Annotated in this window: 12 protein-coding genes; 5 read left to right on the forward strand and 7 right to left on the reverse strand. The window is 62.5% G+C overall.

Going from position 1 to position 15,358, the window contains the following annotated elements; all coding sequences use genetic code 11:
* Positions 1-42: 42 nt before the first annotated feature.
* The 6 genes from NKJ89_RS12880 to NKJ89_RS12905 all read right to left on the reverse strand — a co-directional run bounded on the left by NKJ89_RS12880 (position 43) and on the right by NKJ89_RS12905 (position 8,309).
* Positions 43-993, reverse strand: a complete 951-nt coding sequence (locus tag NKJ89_RS12880) for an ABC transporter substrate-binding protein (RefSeq protein ID WP_352602833.1) — start codon at positions 991-993, stop codon at positions 43-45.
* A 165-nt stretch (positions 994-1,158) separates the two neighbouring features.
* Positions 1,159-1,503: a peptidase inhibitor family I36 protein gene (locus NKJ89_RS12885; protein ID WP_352602835.1), complete on the reverse strand. Its 345-nt coding sequence runs from the start codon at positions 1,501-1,503 to the stop codon at positions 1,159-1,161.
* A gap of 88 nt (positions 1,504-1,591) precedes the next feature.
* A complete protein-coding gene (locus tag NKJ89_RS12890) occupies positions 1,592-2,440 on the reverse strand; it encodes a DUF1194 domain-containing protein (RefSeq protein ID WP_352602837.1) in 849 nt (282 codons plus the stop codon).
* 83 nt (positions 2,441-2,523) lie between these two features.
* Entirely contained in the window at positions 2,524-5,085 is a 2,562-nt protein-coding gene (locus NKJ89_RS12895) for a GcvT family protein (protein ID WP_352602839.1), read from the reverse strand.
* Positions 5,086-5,380: 295 nt separating this feature from the next.
* Positions 5,381-5,644, reverse strand: a complete 264-nt coding sequence (locus NKJ89_RS12900) for a hypothetical protein (RefSeq protein WP_023757768.1) — start codon at positions 5,642-5,644, stop codon at positions 5,381-5,383.
* A 175-nt stretch (positions 5,645-5,819) separates the two neighbouring features.
* Positions 5,820-8,309 carry a mechanosensitive ion channel family protein gene (locus NKJ89_RS12905; RefSeq protein WP_352602841.1) on the reverse strand — a complete coding sequence of 830 codons (2,490 nt, stop codon included), beginning with the start codon at positions 8,307-8,309 and terminating at the stop codon, positions 5,820-5,822.
* Between the two features lie 209 nt (positions 8,310-8,518).
* Here NKJ89_RS12905 and NKJ89_RS12910 point away from each other — a divergent pair, with 209 nt between their 5' ends.
* From NKJ89_RS12910 to soxG, 4 genes are all read left to right on the forward strand, one after another.
* The gene (locus tag NKJ89_RS12910; RefSeq protein WP_352602843.1) at positions 8,519-9,778 is read left to right on the forward strand and encodes a sarcosine oxidase subunit beta; all 1,260 of its coding nucleotides are present in this window, start codon (positions 8,519-8,521) and stop codon (positions 9,776-9,778) included.
* A 68-nt stretch (positions 9,779-9,846) separates the two neighbouring features.
* Positions 9,847-10,143 carry a sarcosine oxidase subunit delta gene (locus NKJ89_RS12915; RefSeq protein ID WP_023757771.1) on the forward strand — a complete coding sequence of 99 codons (297 nt, stop codon included), beginning with the start codon at positions 9,847-9,849 and terminating at the stop codon, positions 10,141-10,143.
* Positions 10,140-13,133 carry a sarcosine oxidase subunit alpha gene (locus NKJ89_RS12920; protein ID WP_352602845.1) on the forward strand — a complete coding sequence of 998 codons (2,994 nt, stop codon included), beginning with the start codon at positions 10,140-10,142 and terminating at the stop codon, positions 13,131-13,133. Before NKJ89_RS12915 ends, NKJ89_RS12920 begins: the two co-directional genes overlap by 4 nt.
* A complete protein-coding gene (gene soxG / locus NKJ89_RS12925; protein WP_352602847.1) occupies positions 13,126-13,743 on the forward strand; it encodes a sarcosine oxidase subunit gamma family protein in 618 nt (205 codons plus the stop codon). Before NKJ89_RS12920 ends, soxG begins: the two co-directional genes overlap by 8 nt.
* A 111-nt stretch (positions 13,744-13,854) precedes the next feature.
* On the opposite strand, the gene NKJ89_RS12930 is transcribed toward soxG, so the two are convergent.
* Positions 13,855-14,559 (reverse strand): nitroreductase, encoded by a 705-nt coding sequence (locus tag NKJ89_RS12930; protein ID WP_023757774.1) that lies wholly within the window; start codon positions 14,557-14,559, stop codon positions 13,855-13,857.
* Between the two features lie 204 nt (positions 14,560-14,763).
* Between NKJ89_RS12930 and NKJ89_RS12935 the strand changes: the two genes are divergently transcribed.
* A complete protein-coding gene (locus NKJ89_RS12935; RefSeq protein ID WP_031259669.1) occupies positions 14,764-15,327 on the forward strand; it encodes a helix-turn-helix domain-containing protein in 564 nt (187 codons plus the stop codon).
* The last annotated feature ends 31 nt before the right edge of the window (positions 15,328-15,358 follow it).

The following is a 15,358-nucleotide window of genomic DNA, read 5'->3' on the forward strand; positions in this document are numbered from 1 at the left end:
GCGGCGCCAAGCGCCGCCGCATTGCGGTCAAAGGCAGCACCTTCACTTCGACAACGCGCTGGTGTCGGCCAGTGTGGTGACGTCGGGCGCTTCCTTGATCAGCCCCATCTGCAGCAGCAGTTCGCCGGCGGTCTTGGAAAAATCCTGGAATTCCTTGGTGAAGAACTGCTTGTTCTCCGCCCTGTCGGCCCATTTCAGGTATTTCGCCGAATCCTCGAACTCCTTGGCCGACTGCTTCACATCGGCGCCCATGGTCTCGTAGGATTTCTGCGGATCTTTCTTGATCAGGTCGAGCGCGTCGAAATAGCTATCGGCGAGCGCCTTGGCCGCATCCGGATTGGCCTTGAGGAATTCGGGCGTACAGCCAACCGTGTCGAGCACCATCGGGTAGTCGAGCGTGGTTGCCAGGATGTGGCCCTGGTCGGACTTGTCGCGCACCGCAGAAATAAACGGCTCATAGGTCACCGCCGCATCGTTCTGCCCGGCGAGGAAGGCTTGCGCCGCCGCGTCCGGCTCCAGGTTGACGACGGTCACATCCTTGGTCGACATGCCGTTCTTGTTCAGCACCCAGGCAAGCATGAAATAGGGTGACGTGCCCGGGGCCGAGGACGCGACAGTCTTGCCCTTCAGGTCGGCGACGGTCTTGATGTCGTTGCGGGCAACGATACCGTCGGCGCCATAGGATTTGTCGAGCTGGAATATCTGCTTGGTAGTAACCCCGCTGGCGTTCCACACCAGCCAGGTCTCGACCGTGGTAGCGGCGCATTGCAGGTCGCCGCTGGCGATGGCAAGCGGCCTGCTCGCCTGCGGCACTTTCTTCAAGGTCACATCCAGACCGTGCTTCTCAAAAATGCCTGCCTGCTTGGCAAGCGTCAGCGGCGCGAAGCCGGTCCAGCCGCTGATGCCGATGGTAACCGAGGTGGCTGCCATCGCCGGTGCGGACAGACCGGTGGCAAGCGTCAATGTTGCGGCAATAACGGCGATCCTAGTCATGTCAGTTCCCCTTTTGTTTTCGCTGAGGAAATTGTCTCACAGACGCCAATCGGCTTGTCAATGAACAGCTTGGTGAGGCAACCGGCGAGCCGGCGGCTGTATAGTCAACACTATCGGGCGGCCCATCCCCGAAACGGAGCGGGCTGCCTTAAATCCAAATAACCTTCAGTAGCCGTCGCAATAGCACTCCGCCGACGAGATGCGGTCGTTCCACTCGCTACCGCCGAAATCGCGGATCCTGCGTCTGATTTCGATCGAACGGCCCTCCATCCGGGAATCCTCATAGGCAACGAGCGTGCAGCCGCGGCGAACGATCACCGACGAAACACGGTCGTTCCAGAACTGGCCGCCGCGAAAGTTTACGGAATCGTCAGGCTCCATACCAATGGACCGCCCGCGAAAATTCGAGTGCTCGAACATTATGCAGGCGGGTTCATCGTTGTATTGGGCGCTGGCGCCGTCGGCAAAAAGCAGGGACGCGACAGCAGTCAGGATGGCTAGACGTTTCATCTGATGTTTCCTCCGTTTCGACCGCGGGTCCCCTCCGGCTGATAGCGCGGCCCGGGTATTTTGCCAATGCGTCTGCCGGAGTGGCAAGCTAGCGGCTGTCGAACATCCAGCTGCGGTTGCGCCACATTTTCTCGCCGACCAGGCAGTCGGTGGCGGGTTCAGCCCGCGCCGATACCACCGGCGGATGCGCGGCTTCTTCCGCTGCCCATTGCGGCGAGGCCGGACCGGCAAGTTCCAGCACCAGCTTGCGGCGGATGGCTTCGGGAAACTGCGTCCAGTCGTTGACCGGGATCATGAAGGCTCCGGGGCCGCCGATGACGCAGTCGCTGTAGTAGCGATCGAGATTGTTGACGTCATAGGCGCCGGTGAAGCCGCCTCGGGTCATCAGCGGCAGGCCGTTGATGACGATGCCTTGCTTGATCAGCTCGTCGCGAGTGAGGTTGACAGGCGCGCCCTGGTTGTTGGGGCCGTCGCCCGAAATATCGATGACCCGCTTCGTCCCCTGGTAGCCGCTTTCGGCGAACAGGTCGTTGCCGAATTCGAGCGCGCCGGAGATCGAGGTTCGTCGCGCACTGTTGGGAGGCTGGGCGGACAATTGCGCAACCACTCGCTCCGCATCGCTGCGGCTGGCAATCACCGTCCACGGCACGATGACGCGCTGCCAGTTGGTGCCGGCCCATTCGACATAGGTGACCGCGATCTTGCCATGGGCGCCGTCGGCAATGGCCTGCAGCACATTGTCATGCGTCAGCGCTGCGGCGTAGCCGTGACGCTGGATCTCGAGTTCGTCCGGCGACATCGACAGCGAAACATCGACGGCCAGCACCAACTCGACATCGACCGGCTCATCCGCAGCGGATACTGGCGTCAGCCAGAGCGTCAGCGCGAACGCGGCGCAGCCTGAAAAGAAATGTCTGGCGCAGGCAAAAGCAGACATTCGCAGAGGGTAAGCGAGAATCGTCCGTTTAAAAAGAGCAAAACCCGGCCGAGCCGGGCTTTGCATTCACAGTCCTGCAACATTCAGCTGCGCGGCTTCAAATTCTCCGGGTCATAGAGCGGCTTGTAGCCGACAGCCGCCACTTCAACCGGATAGGTTTCGCCGAAATATTCGATGGTGAGCTTGCGGCCTTCCTGGGCGTACGCCCACGGCAGATAGGCAAGACCGATGTTCTTGCCGATGGTCGGGCCATAGGCCATCGAGGTGGTGAAGGACCGCCGGCCAAGTTCGTCGACCAGCGTCTCGCCGGTCTTCGGGTCCATCACCGGCATGGTGCCGACGGGATATCGGGAGACGCCTTTCGAATCGACATTGCTGGTCATCACCAGCGTGCACAGCATGGCCGGCTGGTGCTCGCGGGCGCGATACTCGACATGCTTGGCCTTGCCGCAAAAGTCGTTCTCCTTGACCTTCGGCCGAGCCAGATCGGCTTCGAGCAGATTGTATTCGGTCAAAAGGTCGGCGTTCTGCAGGCGCAGGCTCTTTTCCATGCGGCGCGTGTTGGCGTAGGTCTCGACGCCGAACGGCATCACGCCGGTCGAGCGCAGGGCATCCCAGACGGCTAGGCCGTCCTCGTAGCGCATGTGCAGTTCCCAGCCTTGCTCGCCGACATAGGAGATGCGGAAAGCAGTGACGTCCTTGCCGCCGATACGAACCGGTTTGATCGCCGCGAATGGGAAATTCTCATGCGAAAGCCCGTCCGGATTCTCGACAACTTTCTGCAAGGTCGCCCGGGCATTCGGCCCCCAAATACCGACGGTGACATATTTCTCGGTGACATCGGTGATCGTGACATCAAAGCCTTTGTCCTGCGCCGTGCGGCGCATGTACTGGAAGTCGCGCGGGCCGGCGTCGGCGCCGTCGATCAAGCGACAGCGGTCGGCCATGCGGATGACGGTAAAGTCGGCGCGCACCATGCCCTCCTCGTCGAGGAAGTGAGTGTAGATGCCCTTGCCGATGTTGTTGTCGCCGCCGATTTTGGCCGCGCACAGCCATTCCAGCAGCGCAACATGGTCCGGGCCTTCTATGTCATACATGGCGAAGTGCGACAGGTTGACGATGCCGACATCCTCGCTCATGGCGAGGTGTTCGGCATTGGAAACGCGCCAGAAATGGCGGTTGTCCCACTCATTCTCGCGCACCGGCACGCGGTTGCCGTATTTCTCCAAGAGATGCTCGTTGGCGGCATAGCCGTGGGCGCGCTCCCAGCCGCCCAGTTCCATGAAATAGCCGCCGAGTTCCTTCTCGCGCTCCCAGAACGGCGAGCGCCTGATGTTGCGGGCCTTGGAGAAAGGCTCGCGCGGATGCACGGCCGGATTGTAGACCTTCATCGCCGTCTCGGTGCAGCGGTCCCAGATGAACTGCTCCTTCGTCTGGTGCGGATAGAAGCGCGCATAGTCGATGGCGTGATGGTCGATCGCGGTGCGACCGTCGGTCATCCAGTCGGCGATGAGCTTGCCCATGCCGGGGCCGTCCTTGACCCAGATGGCGACGGCATACCAAAGGCCCCGCACCTTCTGGCTTTCGCCCATGGACGGGCCACCATCCGCAGTCACCTGCAAGAGGCCGTTGAAGGAGTGGCTTTCATTGTAGCCGAGCTCGCCGAGGATCGGCGTCAGTTCCATGGCGCGCTCGAGCGGTGCCAGGATCTGTTCCATGTCGAGGTCGCGCTGCGAGGGCGAAAGCCGCGCCTGGTCCTTCTCAAGCAGATCGCGCGGATGGCAAAGGCGCGGGTTGGTCTCCTCGTAGTAACCCCATTCGATCTGCCCGCCCTCGGCGGTCTTGGGATCGCCGGTGTCGCGCATATAGGCCGAATTGCCCTGGTCGCGCAGCAGCGGCCAGCCGATCTCCTTGCCGGTGCCGGCGAACTCGTTGTACGGGCCGAAGAAGGTCAGCGGATGGTCGATCGGCATGACCGGCAGGTCCTCACCGACCATTTCGGCAATCAGCCGGCCCCAGATGCCGGCGCAGACGACGACATAATCGGCCTCGATGGTGCCGCGATCGGTCACCACGCCTGATATGCGGCCGTCCTTGACGACAAGCGATCGGGCCGGCGTGTTGGCGAAGGATTTCAGCTTGCCCGAGGCTTCCGCCTGGTCGACCAGCTTGCCGGCGACGGTTTGAGAGCGCGGGATGACGAGACCGGCGTCCGGATCCCATAGGCCGCCCTGCACCATTGTTTCTTCGATGAGCGGGAATTTTTCCTTGATCTCGGCCGGTTCGATCAGGCGAGCGCGCGTGCCAAACGCCTTGGCCGAGGCGATCTTGCGCTTGATTTCCTCCATGCGGCTGTCGTCGCCGACGCGCGCGACTTCGAGCCCGCCAATGCGCGCGTAGTGGCCCATCTTCTCATAGAAATCGATGGAGTAGAGCGTCGTCCAGCACGACAGGAAATCGTGGCTGGTCGTGTAGCAGAAGTCGGAGGCGTGCGCCGTCGAGCCGATATCGGTTGGAATGCCTGACTTGTCGATGCCGACAATATCGTCCCAGCCCCGCTCGATCAGATGATGGGCGATCGATGCGCCGACAATACCGCCCATGCCGACGATGACGACCTTCGCCTTTTTCGGAAACTCTGCCATTGCCCGCGACTCCAAAGTGATAAAGCGGGCGGACTATAGGGCGGAGCGGTGGCGCTGACGAAGCCTGTTTGCGACATTGGCAAAAAGCCGAGCGACCATAGGGTGAAATGCTCACATTGGCGCCTTGAGCGGGTCGCCTTCCGAATCGGGGCTAACTCAGGCACCGCTGGCAGGGCCGGTGGCGTTTGGTTGTGGCTGCCGCGGCGCCATTTCCGGCGTCATTGTCAAACGATCAATACCGGGAGCGATAAAAGGCCGAGCAAGTGCCCGGCCTTTCCCAATCATGCCGCCAAGATTACTTGATGCGGGCGACGCCACCCGAAATTTCGACCGTTTCCGAGCCGGTCAGGGCCTCGAGGTCGCCATTGGGCAAGGTGACGAAACAGCCATTCGGGCAGAACTCGACGGTTTCGCCAGCGGCCAGCGCCAGATCGCTTTTGCTGCCACCCTCGGTCACGATCAGCGTGCGGGTCTCGGCGTCCTTGTTGACCGCGCTTGCGGCATGGGTCGAGCCGCTCACGGCGAGCAAGGCGACGGCAGCGACGAGAGACTTCCACATGGTGCAATATCGGTGTTCCCACCGCCTCTGTTGCATTTCGCAAGGCACTTTCGCCTTTGCATGGGAGCTTATATGAGATGGAAGCTGAACCGCAACTGAATGCCGCATTCATGCCGCAATTGGCTCTGCCGGACCGAGCGCGTCAATTGGCGGGCTGGCTGAAATCGGCACAACCTTAGTCGGGATCTGGCTTGCGCACCTTGCGGCCCGTCTTGACGGCCCGTCTTGCTTCGGCGGCAGCCGCCACCTTGGCCTGCTCCTGCTCGGCGAAGTCGGCCTCGATCTTGTCATCATCGGTCGGCCAAGCCTTGGGTTTGTGGACATCGACGACGGCGCGGGGCGTCGATGGAATTTCGATGTGCTCGCCGCTGAATTTCTCAAGCACGGCAAATCGGATGTCGTTCTGCGCGATGTTGCCGTTCATCACATCGGCCAGGAACACGCGGATCTCGAATTCGAGTGCGGCAGGCCCGAAGTTGGAAAACAGCACGAAGGGTTCGGGGTTTTTCAGCACCAAGGGATGGCTGCGGGCGATGTCCAGCAGGACGGCATGTACCTGCTTGACGTCGCTGCCATAGGCAACGCCGACCTTGATATCGATACGGCCGAGCTTGTTGCGATGCGTCCAATTGCCGACGGCGTTGTTGATCAGGTTCGAATTGGGCAGGATGACCGATTGCCGCTGGAAAGTTTCGATCTCGGTGGCGCGCACGCTGATCTTCTTGACGGTGCCGCTGACATCGCCGGCGACGATCCAGTCGCCGACCTTGAACGGCCGTTCCGCCAGAAGGATCAGGCCGGAAACGAAATTGGACACAACGTTCTGGAGGCCAAAACCGATACCGAGGGAAAGAGCGCCGGCGACCAGCGCCAGACTGGAGAGGTCGATGCCCGCCGCCGATATGCCGACGAGTGCCGCCAGCGCAACACCGGCATAGCCGACCGCCAGCCGGATCGAATTGCGCACCCCGGTATCGACCTTGCCGCGCGCCATCACCGAACCGTCTAGCCAGCCCTGGAACCAGCGCGTCAGGAAATAGCCGATGATGAAGACGACGATGCCCGAAAGAATACCGGTGACCGAAATCGTCACCGAGCCGATATTGATCCCGGTTGCCAGTTTGTAGGCCCAGGCCTCGATATCGCCGGGCTGAAAGCCCCACATCAGCAGGATCAGCGGCAGAAATACCAGCACGATCATCACATTGATGGCGACGCTGACGACGAGGCCCAGCTGGTCGAGCGCGGTATCCTCGTAATTCGAATTGGCGGACAGCCAGCGCCCGACGGACGTGTTGGTGAAAGCGCCCTCCTCGCCGATCGCGCGCGCCGACAGGAAGCCGATATAGGCTGTGACCAGCGCGGTGCCGGTAACAACCACCTGTTGAGAGACGAACAAGGCAAGTCCGATATAGCCGAGCAGCGCGGCAACGATGGTGAAAAGACCAAGCGCAAGCGATGTATAGCGCAGCCATGCCGGCCACGGCCGCCAGCTCCCGTCATGCGCCTTGAACGGCCTCAGCATCGCCATCAGGATCAGGATGACGCCGACGATGATGGTGGCACCGAAACTGCGGGCGATGATCAGCGACAGCGGCGAGCCCATCTTGTCGTTGACCACTGACAGGAAATAGTTGACGCCGATGACCACCGCCATGGCGGTCGTCAGCCGCGCCAGCCAGCGCGCCGGGCCGGTTTCGACAGGGATAAGCCGCCAGTTCGGCAGCCGCGGCTCAAGCGCCGCGTTGGTCAGCCTGTTGACGCAGAACACCACTCCGATAACCGCCGCGAGCGCATTCAGGAAGAGGCCGATATCGCCGCGCAGCACATTGTAATAGTTGAAAAAGAATACCGTGGAGGCCAGGAATACACCGACCGCCAGCGTCGGCAGCAAGGTCGACCAGAAGGCCACCGAAAGACGGCTGAGATAGGATGGATCTTCGTTGGTGGGGTCAGCCTCGAACACCCGCCCGAACAGCCGCCTGCCGCCGACCAGCAGCACCAGGGCCAGCCCGAGCGCCACGAAGGTCGCGGCAAGGACGGCCTGGAACTTGAACTTGAAGGCGAAGCTCAGCCAGGACGATACCGCCTTGTAGAAATTGTCGAATTCGTCCCTGGCGTCGGAGAAGACCTGCGGGCTCAGTGCATCGGATAGCACGTAGCGCTTGGTCAAAAGATTGCGGAACAGCTCGCTGCGCATGCTGCCGATCCTGTCGATCAGCCCGCTGATGCGGATCGACAGGTTCTGCGCGCTGGCGACGACCGCATTGATCTCGGCCTTTTCCGACACCAGCGCCTGGCGTTCGCCGGTCACTATGTCGGGCTCCTGCGGCTGGCCTGCCGCCGGCGGCGGACCCAGCGTCTCGATTCGATTGTTGATATCGTTGAGACGCGAACGGAACGCCAGCGCACCAGTGAGGGCCGCCCGCGACAGACCCTCCAGTTGCAGACGTATATCCACCAGCAAGGCATCGTCCTCACCGTCCTGCTGTATCTTCTTCTCGAGGTCGTCAGTCTTGGCCGTCAGGCCCTGGATGACTTTCTGCTGATCGGTGATCAGTCCGGCGGCGCCCTGGCCGAGCGCTTGCGCAGTAGCGTCGAACGGGTGCAGCGCCGAGAAAACGAGCGCGAGGATCAAAATGAGGCGATGCAATCGGAAAATCATGATTTTGATGGCGACTCGTGCAGCAGAGGCAATTTGAAATTGCCTGTCCTTGATAGAGACGGCCATATCATGGGGCAAGCCGTCGCAACCATCACTGGCCCGTCCGATCACACAGTGCGTCGGCCAGTCGAAAGGCAATGGCGCAATATTGGCTTTGCCGATGCGGCCTGCTCTATAGTCTGCCGCATCGCCCGAACCGGATGACCATGATGGCAGAGTACTCGGCCTTTTCGCTGCTCGCGAACGCGCTCAAGGGAAACAAGGACTGGAAGCCGGCCTGGCGGAAGCCGGACCCGAAAGCGTCCTATGATGTCGTCATCATCGGCGGCGGTGGCCACGGGCTGGCGACCGCTTATTATCTCGCCAAGGAGCACGGCATCACCAATGTCGCCGTGCTGGAGAAAGGCTGGCTCGGCTCCGGCAATGTCGGCCGCAACACGACAGCCGTGCGCTCGAACTACCTGCTGCCGGCCAACACCCGCTTCTACGAACACTCGATGAAGTTGTGGGAGAACCTTTCGCACGAGCTCAACTACAACGTCATGTTTTCGCAGCGCGGCTGCCTGAACCTGGCGCACACGCCGGCCCAGTTCGACGACTATGCAAGGCGCGGCAACGCCATGCGCCATCTCGGCGTCGACGCCGAGCTGATGACACCGGCGCAGATCAAGCGCCTGATCCCGGCGCTCGACGTTTCCGCCGACGCACGCTTTCCGGTGGTCGGCGGCTTGATGCAGCGGCGCGCCGGCACTGCTCGCCACGATGCGGTGGCCTGGGGCTATGCGCGTGGCGCCGACCGCCGTGGCGTCGATATCATCGAGAATTGCGAGGTCACCGGCTTCCTGCGCGATGGCGACAGCATCACGGGCGTCACGACGTCGCGCGGCGACATCCGCGCCAAGAAGGTGGCTGTCGCGGTGGCCGGCAGCACTGGACGCGTCATGCAGCTGGCCGGCATCGAGACGATGCCGATCGAAAGCCATGTGCTGCAGGCCTTTGTGACGGAATCGCTGAAGCCCTTCATCGACACCGTCGTCACGTTTGGCATGGGCCATTTCTACATGTCGCAGTCGGACAAGGGCGGCCTCATCTATGGCGGCGACATCGACGGCTACAACAGTTACGCCCAGCGCGGCAATTTGCCTATCGTCGACGAGGTGATGAGCGAGATGCTGGCGCTGTTTCCGGGCCTTGCCCGCGTGCGCATGCTGCGCTCCTGGGGCGGCGTCTGCGACATGTCGATGGATGGCTCGCCGATCATCACCACCGGCCCTCTGCCCGGCATGTATCTCAACTGCGGCTGGTGCTATGGCGGCTTCAAGGCGACGCCGGCTTCCGGCTGGTGCTTCGCCTGGACCATCGCCAAGGATCAGCCGCACGACCTCAACGCCCCCTTCACGCTTGACCGCTTCCATCGCGGCCTGATGATCGACGACAAGGGCCAGGGTGCAAACCCGCGGCTGCATTAAACCATGATGCGGAAAAGTGGAGAACGGTTTTCCGATAAGCTCATGGTCAACCAAGAAGATAAAATTCGATGCTGATCACCTGCCCCTATTGCGGCCCGCGCGACGTCATCGAGTTTACCTATCAAGGTGACGGCAACCGTCAGCGTCCCGACCCCGCCTCGCAGAATTTCGAGGCGTGGAACGCCTATGTCTACGACCGCCTGAACCCGGCCGGCGAACACAACGAGATCTGGCAGCATTCCGGTGGTTGCCGCGCGCATCTGAGGGTCGTGCGCAACACGCTGACGCATGAGATTTCCAGCGTCGCCTTTGTGCGCGGCGATCATGGCTCGGCCGCGCGCCGCAAGGCAGAGGACAAGGCATGAGCCCGCGCCGCACCGACACTGGCGGCCGCATCGACCGGCTGAAAACGATCCGCTTCACCTTCGACGGCGCGACCTACACCGGCCATGCCGGCGACACGCTGGCGTCGGCCCTGCTGGCCAAGGGCATCACCCTCTTCGGTCGCTCGTTCAAATACCACCGCCCGCGCGGCCTGGTCACCGCAGGCGTCGAGGAGCCCAACGCCCTGGTGACAGTGCTGAAGGGCGACGTCCGCGAGCCGAACATCCCGGCGACCATGGTCGAGATCCATGACGGGCTGGTTGCCATCAGCCAGAACCGCTTTCCCTCCCTTGCCTGGGACATCAACGCCGTCAACCAACTCGGCGGCAAGATCCTGTCGGCAGGCTTCTACTACAAGACGTTCATGGGACCGGTGTTCGGCCCGCTGAAGGGCACGCGCTTCTGGATGTTCTGCGAGCATTTCATCCGTCGTGCCGCCGGGCTCGGCAGCGCCGGATCGGCCAAGGACCCGGCCCGCTACGAGCGCATGAATGCCTTTTGCGATGTGCTGGTGGTCGGCTCCGGCCCGGCGGGCCTGATGGCAGCCAAGACCGCCGCCGATCTGGGCGCCCGCGTCATGCTGGCCGATCTCGAGCCGCGTTTCGGCGGCTCGGCCAGCTGGTCCGACGAGACCATCGATGGCGCACCGGCCGCCGATTGGGCTCGCCGCATAGTCGCCCAGCTCGAAGGCCGCGACAATGTCCGCCTTTTGCCGCGCACCACGGTGTGGGGCTACTACGACAACAACACGCTCGCCGCGCTCGAACGGGTCAACGATCACAAGGAGCAGCCAGGCAAAGGCGAGCCGCGCCATCGCTACTGGGCGATCCGCGCCAAATCCGTGGTGCTGGCCACCGGCGCTTTCGAACGGCCGCTGGTGTTCCCCGGCAATGACCGGCCAGGCGTGATGCTGGCGCACGCCGCCGAGCGCTATGCCAACGAGTTCGGCGTGCTGCCGGGGGAGCGGATCGCGCTGTTCACCAACAATGACAGCGCCTACCGGGCAGCCGTCGCCTTGAAGAAGGCCGGTGCCGCGATCGTTGCCATCGCCGATATCAGGCCGGAGCTGTCGCCAGAGATGCGCAAGCTGGCCACGGAAGCCGAAGCCGAGATCTTCGCCGGTTACGCCGTCGTCGCCACCGAAGGTGGCAAGGCGCTGTCCGGCCTCAAGCTGCAACGCTTCGACATGACCAACGGAACGCTCGCCGGCGACGCGCGCAGCATCCATGCCGATTGCCTGCTGATGTCCGGCGGCTGGTCGCCGACCATCCATCTCGCAAGCCAGGCTGGCGCCAAAGCGGAATGGAACGAGGCGTTGCAAGCTTTCCTGCCGCCGAAGCCGACGCAGAAATGGGTCGGCGCCGGCGCCTTCAACGGCCATTTCATGACCCTCGAGGCAATACTGGACGGCCGCAACGCTGGTTTTTCGGCGATCGGCGCAACAGTCACGCCGATGGCGTACCCGATTATCGAATCCTTGCCTTGTGACCCCCGTCCTGCCCCGGTGTTCGAGATCAGGGCCAAGGGCAAGAGCTTTGTCGACTTCCAGCACGACGTCACCGCCGAGGACGTGCGGCTGGCGCATCGCGAAGGCTTTGTCTCGGTCGAGCATCTGAAGCGCTACACCACGCTCGGCATGGCGACCGACCAGGGCAAGAGCTCCAACGTGCCCGGCCTTGCCATCATGGCCGAAGCGCTGGGCAAGCCGATCCCAGAGGTCGGCACGACGCGCTTCCGGCCGCCCTTTTCACCGGTTTCGATCGGTTCGCTGGCGGCCGAGCGCTTCGGCGACCTGAAGCCCGAACGGCTGACGCCGATGCATGACTGGCATCTAGCCAATGGTGCAACGATGTATTCCGCCGGCCTCTGGTACCGTCCGATGATCTACGGCCATGCCGGCGAGACGGTCGAGCAGGCCTATGTCCGCGAAGCCAAGGCGACGCGCGAGAGCGCCGGCATCGTCGATGTCTCGACACTGGGCAAGATTGCGGTGCAAGGGCCCGACGCCGCTCTGTTCCTCGACCGCGTCTACACCAACATGTTTTCGACGCTCGCCGTCGGCAAGGCCCGCTACGGCCTCATGCTGCGCGAGGACGGCCTCGCCTTCGACGACGGCACTACCTGGCGACTCGGCGAGCAGGATTTCCTGATGACCACCACCACGGCCAACGCTGGCAAGGTGATGCAGCATCTCGAATATTTCCTCGACGTGATCTGGCCGGACCTGAAAGTCCACGTCACCTCGGTGACCGACGAATGGGCGGGCGCCGCGATCGGCGGGCCCAAGGCCAGGCAGATCCTTGCTACATGTGTCACTGGCACAGCGGTGGACAACGCTACCTTGCCGTTCATGGGCATCGTTTGTGGCGAGATATCAGGCGTACCGGTGATGATTTGCCGGCTGTCTTTCTCCGGTGAAATGGCCTTCGAAGTCTATTCCGGCGCCGGCTACGGCACCCATGTCTGGGAAGCCTTGATCGAGGCCGGCAAGCCATTCGGGCTGGTCACCTACGGGCTCGAGGCGCTCGGCACGATGCGCATCGAGAAAGGTCATGTCACCGGCGCCGAGATCGATGGCCGCACCACTGCGCGCGATTTGCATCTCGACTGGATGCTGTCGAAGAAGAAGCCGTTCATCGGCTCGGCGATGATGGACCGCGAAGGCCTGATCGCCGCTGACCGCCTGGAACTGGTCGGCCTGATTTCGCTCGACAACCGGCCACTCAACGGCGGCGCGCACATCGTCGAAGAACTGGACGAGGCCAATCCGCACGGTTCCATCGGCCACATCACCGCCTGCTGCTATTCGCCGGCGCTCGGCAAGCATATCGCGCTGGCGCTGATCAAGGGCGGCAAGGCCAGGCAGGGCACGCGCGCCCATGTCTCCGATCCCTTGCGCAAGCGGTTCGGACCAGTCGAGATCGTCTCCAACCACTTCTTCGATCCGGATGGGAGTCGCATGCATGGTTGAGCGCCAATCACCCGAGCGCAAGCCGCCAGAGCACTTGTCGCCACTCGAGCCGGAATTTCACGTCGGCTCGCACGGCAATTTCGAGCACGGCGTCGAGATCATCCTGACCGAGACGCGGCCAGGCTCGATCGTGCAGCTCGCCGCCTGGCCTGGCGAAGAGAAGAAGCTGATATCAGCCATCCACACCGTCACCGGACTTGCGCTGCCGGACGGTGCCGGCGGCGGAGCGAGCGACGGCGTGAAGTCGGTGTTCGGCTTCGCGCCTGGAAAGTTCACCGTTGCCGACGAGGCCGAGGAGTTGGCCGCTGCCTTTGCCAAGGTGGTTACCCCGGCCATCGGTACGATCACCGACCTCTCGCATGGCCGCACCGTGATCCGCATTGCCGGGCCGAAGGCCGAATGGGTGCTGGCAAAGTTCTTCGCCATCGACTTTTCGCTGCCTGCCTTCCCAGTCGGCGCCGGCCGCTCGACCGCCCATCACGATGTCTTCGCCCAGATCCAGCGCACCGGCGCCGACCAGTTCGACATCTACGTCTTCCGCTCCTTCGCCCGGTCGTTCTGGAAGGCGCTCTGTCACGCAAGCGAGGAAGTCGGCTACGAGGTGCAGTAGAGGCGGCCGGCCACTCGCCGACGACTTCCGCCTCCAGTTCGTGATCGAGGGCGTCATCACGCTCTGGGCACTGCTTGCCTACCTACCACCTGGGTTCCTAGCCGGACCGGCTTACTCGCTGAACGTCACCCACTCTTCCAGCGGCACGCGGTCGGTGCGGAAGGTGTTTTCCGGTTTGGATAGGTCCTCATGGCCAAGCGCCATACCGCAGACGACGATCTCCTCGTCGGGAATGTTGAGCACCGGCCTTATCTGCCGATGGTAGGGTGCAAACGCTGCCTGTGGGCAAGTGTGCAAACCCCTACCGCGCGCCGCGACCATGATGTTCTGCAGGAACATGCCGTAGTCGATCCATGAGCCTTGGTTGAGCCGGCGGTCGATGGTGAAGATCATGCCGACCGGCGCGTCGAAGAAGACGAAGTTGCGGTCGTGCTGGGCGCGCATCTTGTCGACCTCGCGGCGGCCGATGCCGAGCGCGCCGTAGAGGCCGAAGCCGTTGGCGCGGCGCCGGGTCAGGTACGGCTCGAAGAACTGGGTGGGATAGTAGCGGTACTCGTCCCAGTCGGCTTTTTCGGCGCGAATGCCAGAATTGAGAATGGCGTCGGTAATCTGCTGCTTGGTCTCGCCCTTGGTGACATAGACCTTCCACGGCTGCATGTTGGTGCCCGACGGAGCCCGCGCTGCAACTGCCAGAATGGCGCGGATCGTATCGTCGTCGACCATGTCGGGCAGGAAAGCGCGCACCGAGCGGCGCGACAGAATCGCCTCGTCGACGATCTCGGCCTCGCTCGCGATTCGAGTGTTGTTTTCCAGCATGGGCCGTCCCTTAACCCTCGTCTCGACCAGACGTCCCCACTCGCCGTTCGTGCCCGAGCCTTTGCATGAACCATCAAAATCGTGCAAGCAAATCTTGAGCAAGCGTGAAAATCCACTTGATTTTTTCATGCGCTTGATTTCTCATGAAATTTATGCGGATTTTTTCATGAAGTGAGCGCCTTGCCTTCGCCTACAGCAAGTACATTGCAGGGACCTGACGAACGCGTGCTGGCCGGCGATATTAGGGCCTTGCGCAAACTGCGTGGTCTGACGCTGGCGGAGATCGGCCTGAAGCTTGGCCGTTCGGTCGGTTGGGTCAGTCAGGTGGAGCGTGGCTTGTCAACGCCATCGCTCAGCGACCTCAGAGCTTTCGCCGAACTGTTTGGTGTGCCGATCAGCCTGTTCTTCAGCCATGACGTGCCTGTCGAAAGCGAGCGCGGCGTGGTTGTGCGCGCCGGCAGACGTCGCACGCTTGGCACAAGCGAAACCGGCTTGGTGGAGGAGCTTCTGTCGCCCGATCTCGGCGGTAGCTTCGAAATGGTGCGTTCGGTCTTCGCGCCGGGTGCCGAACTGAAGGCCGAGGCACAGCGGCCGACCGAGGAAGCCGGGTACGTCGCATCCGGACTGTTCGACATCGAAATAGCCGGCGTCTGGCATCGGCTTGGCGAGGGCGATTCCTTTCGCTTCGAAGGCAAGCCCTACCGTTGGCGCAATCCGGGTTCCGAGCCGGCAATTGTCATCTGGGTGGTTTCACCACCAGTCTATTGAAGAATGCATGTCGCCCAAAAGTGTGCAGCGG

It is taken from the genome of Mesorhizobium sp. M0047, from assembly GCF_040323315.1.
In the GTDB taxonomy this organism is placed as follows: domain Bacteria; phylum Pseudomonadota; class Alphaproteobacteria; order Rhizobiales; family Rhizobiaceae; genus Mesorhizobium.

Excerpts from the sequence above, each read along its gene's own strand:
- NKJ89_RS12900 (WP_023757768.1), bottom strand. The coding sequence starts at position 5,644 with ATGTGGAAGTCTCTCGTCGCTGCCGTCGCCTTGCTCGCCGTGAGCGGC.
- NKJ89_RS12890 (WP_352602837.1), bottom strand. The coding sequence starts at position 2,440 with ATGTCTGCTTTTGCCTGCGCCAGACATTTCTTTTCAGGCTGCGCCGCG.
- NKJ89_RS12885 (WP_352602835.1), bottom strand. The coding sequence starts at position 1,503 with ATGAAACGTCTAGCCATCCTGACTGCTGTCGCGTCCCTGCTTTTTGCC.
- NKJ89_RS12895 (WP_352602839.1), bottom strand. The coding sequence starts at position 5,085 with ATGGCAGAGTTTCCGAAAAAGGCGAAGGTCGTCATCGTCGGCATGGGC.
- NKJ89_RS12880 (WP_352602833.1), bottom strand. The coding sequence starts at position 993 with ATGACTAGGATCGCCGTTATTGCCGCAACATTGACGCTTGCCACCGGT.
- NKJ89_RS12930 (WP_023757774.1), bottom strand. The coding sequence starts at position 14,559 with ATGCTGGAAAACAACACTCGAATCGCGAGCGAGGCCGAGATCGTCGAC.
- soxG (WP_352602847.1), top strand. The coding sequence starts at position 13,126 with ATGGTTGAGCGCCAATCACCCGAGCGCAAGCCGCCAGAGCACTTGTCG.
- NKJ89_RS12905 (WP_352602841.1), bottom strand. The coding sequence starts at position 8,309 with ATGATTTTCCGATTGCATCGCCTCATTTTGATCCTCGCGCTCGTTTTC.
- NKJ89_RS12920 (WP_352602845.1), top strand. The coding sequence starts at position 10,140 with ATGAGCCCGCGCCGCACCGACACTGGCGGCCGCATCGACCGGCTGAAA.
- NKJ89_RS12915 (WP_023757771.1), top strand. The coding sequence starts at position 9,847 with ATGCTGATCACCTGCCCCTATTGCGGCCCGCGCGACGTCATCGAGTTT.
- NKJ89_RS12910 (WP_352602843.1), top strand. The coding sequence starts at position 8,519 with ATGGCAGAGTACTCGGCCTTTTCGCTGCTCGCGAACGCGCTCAAGGGA.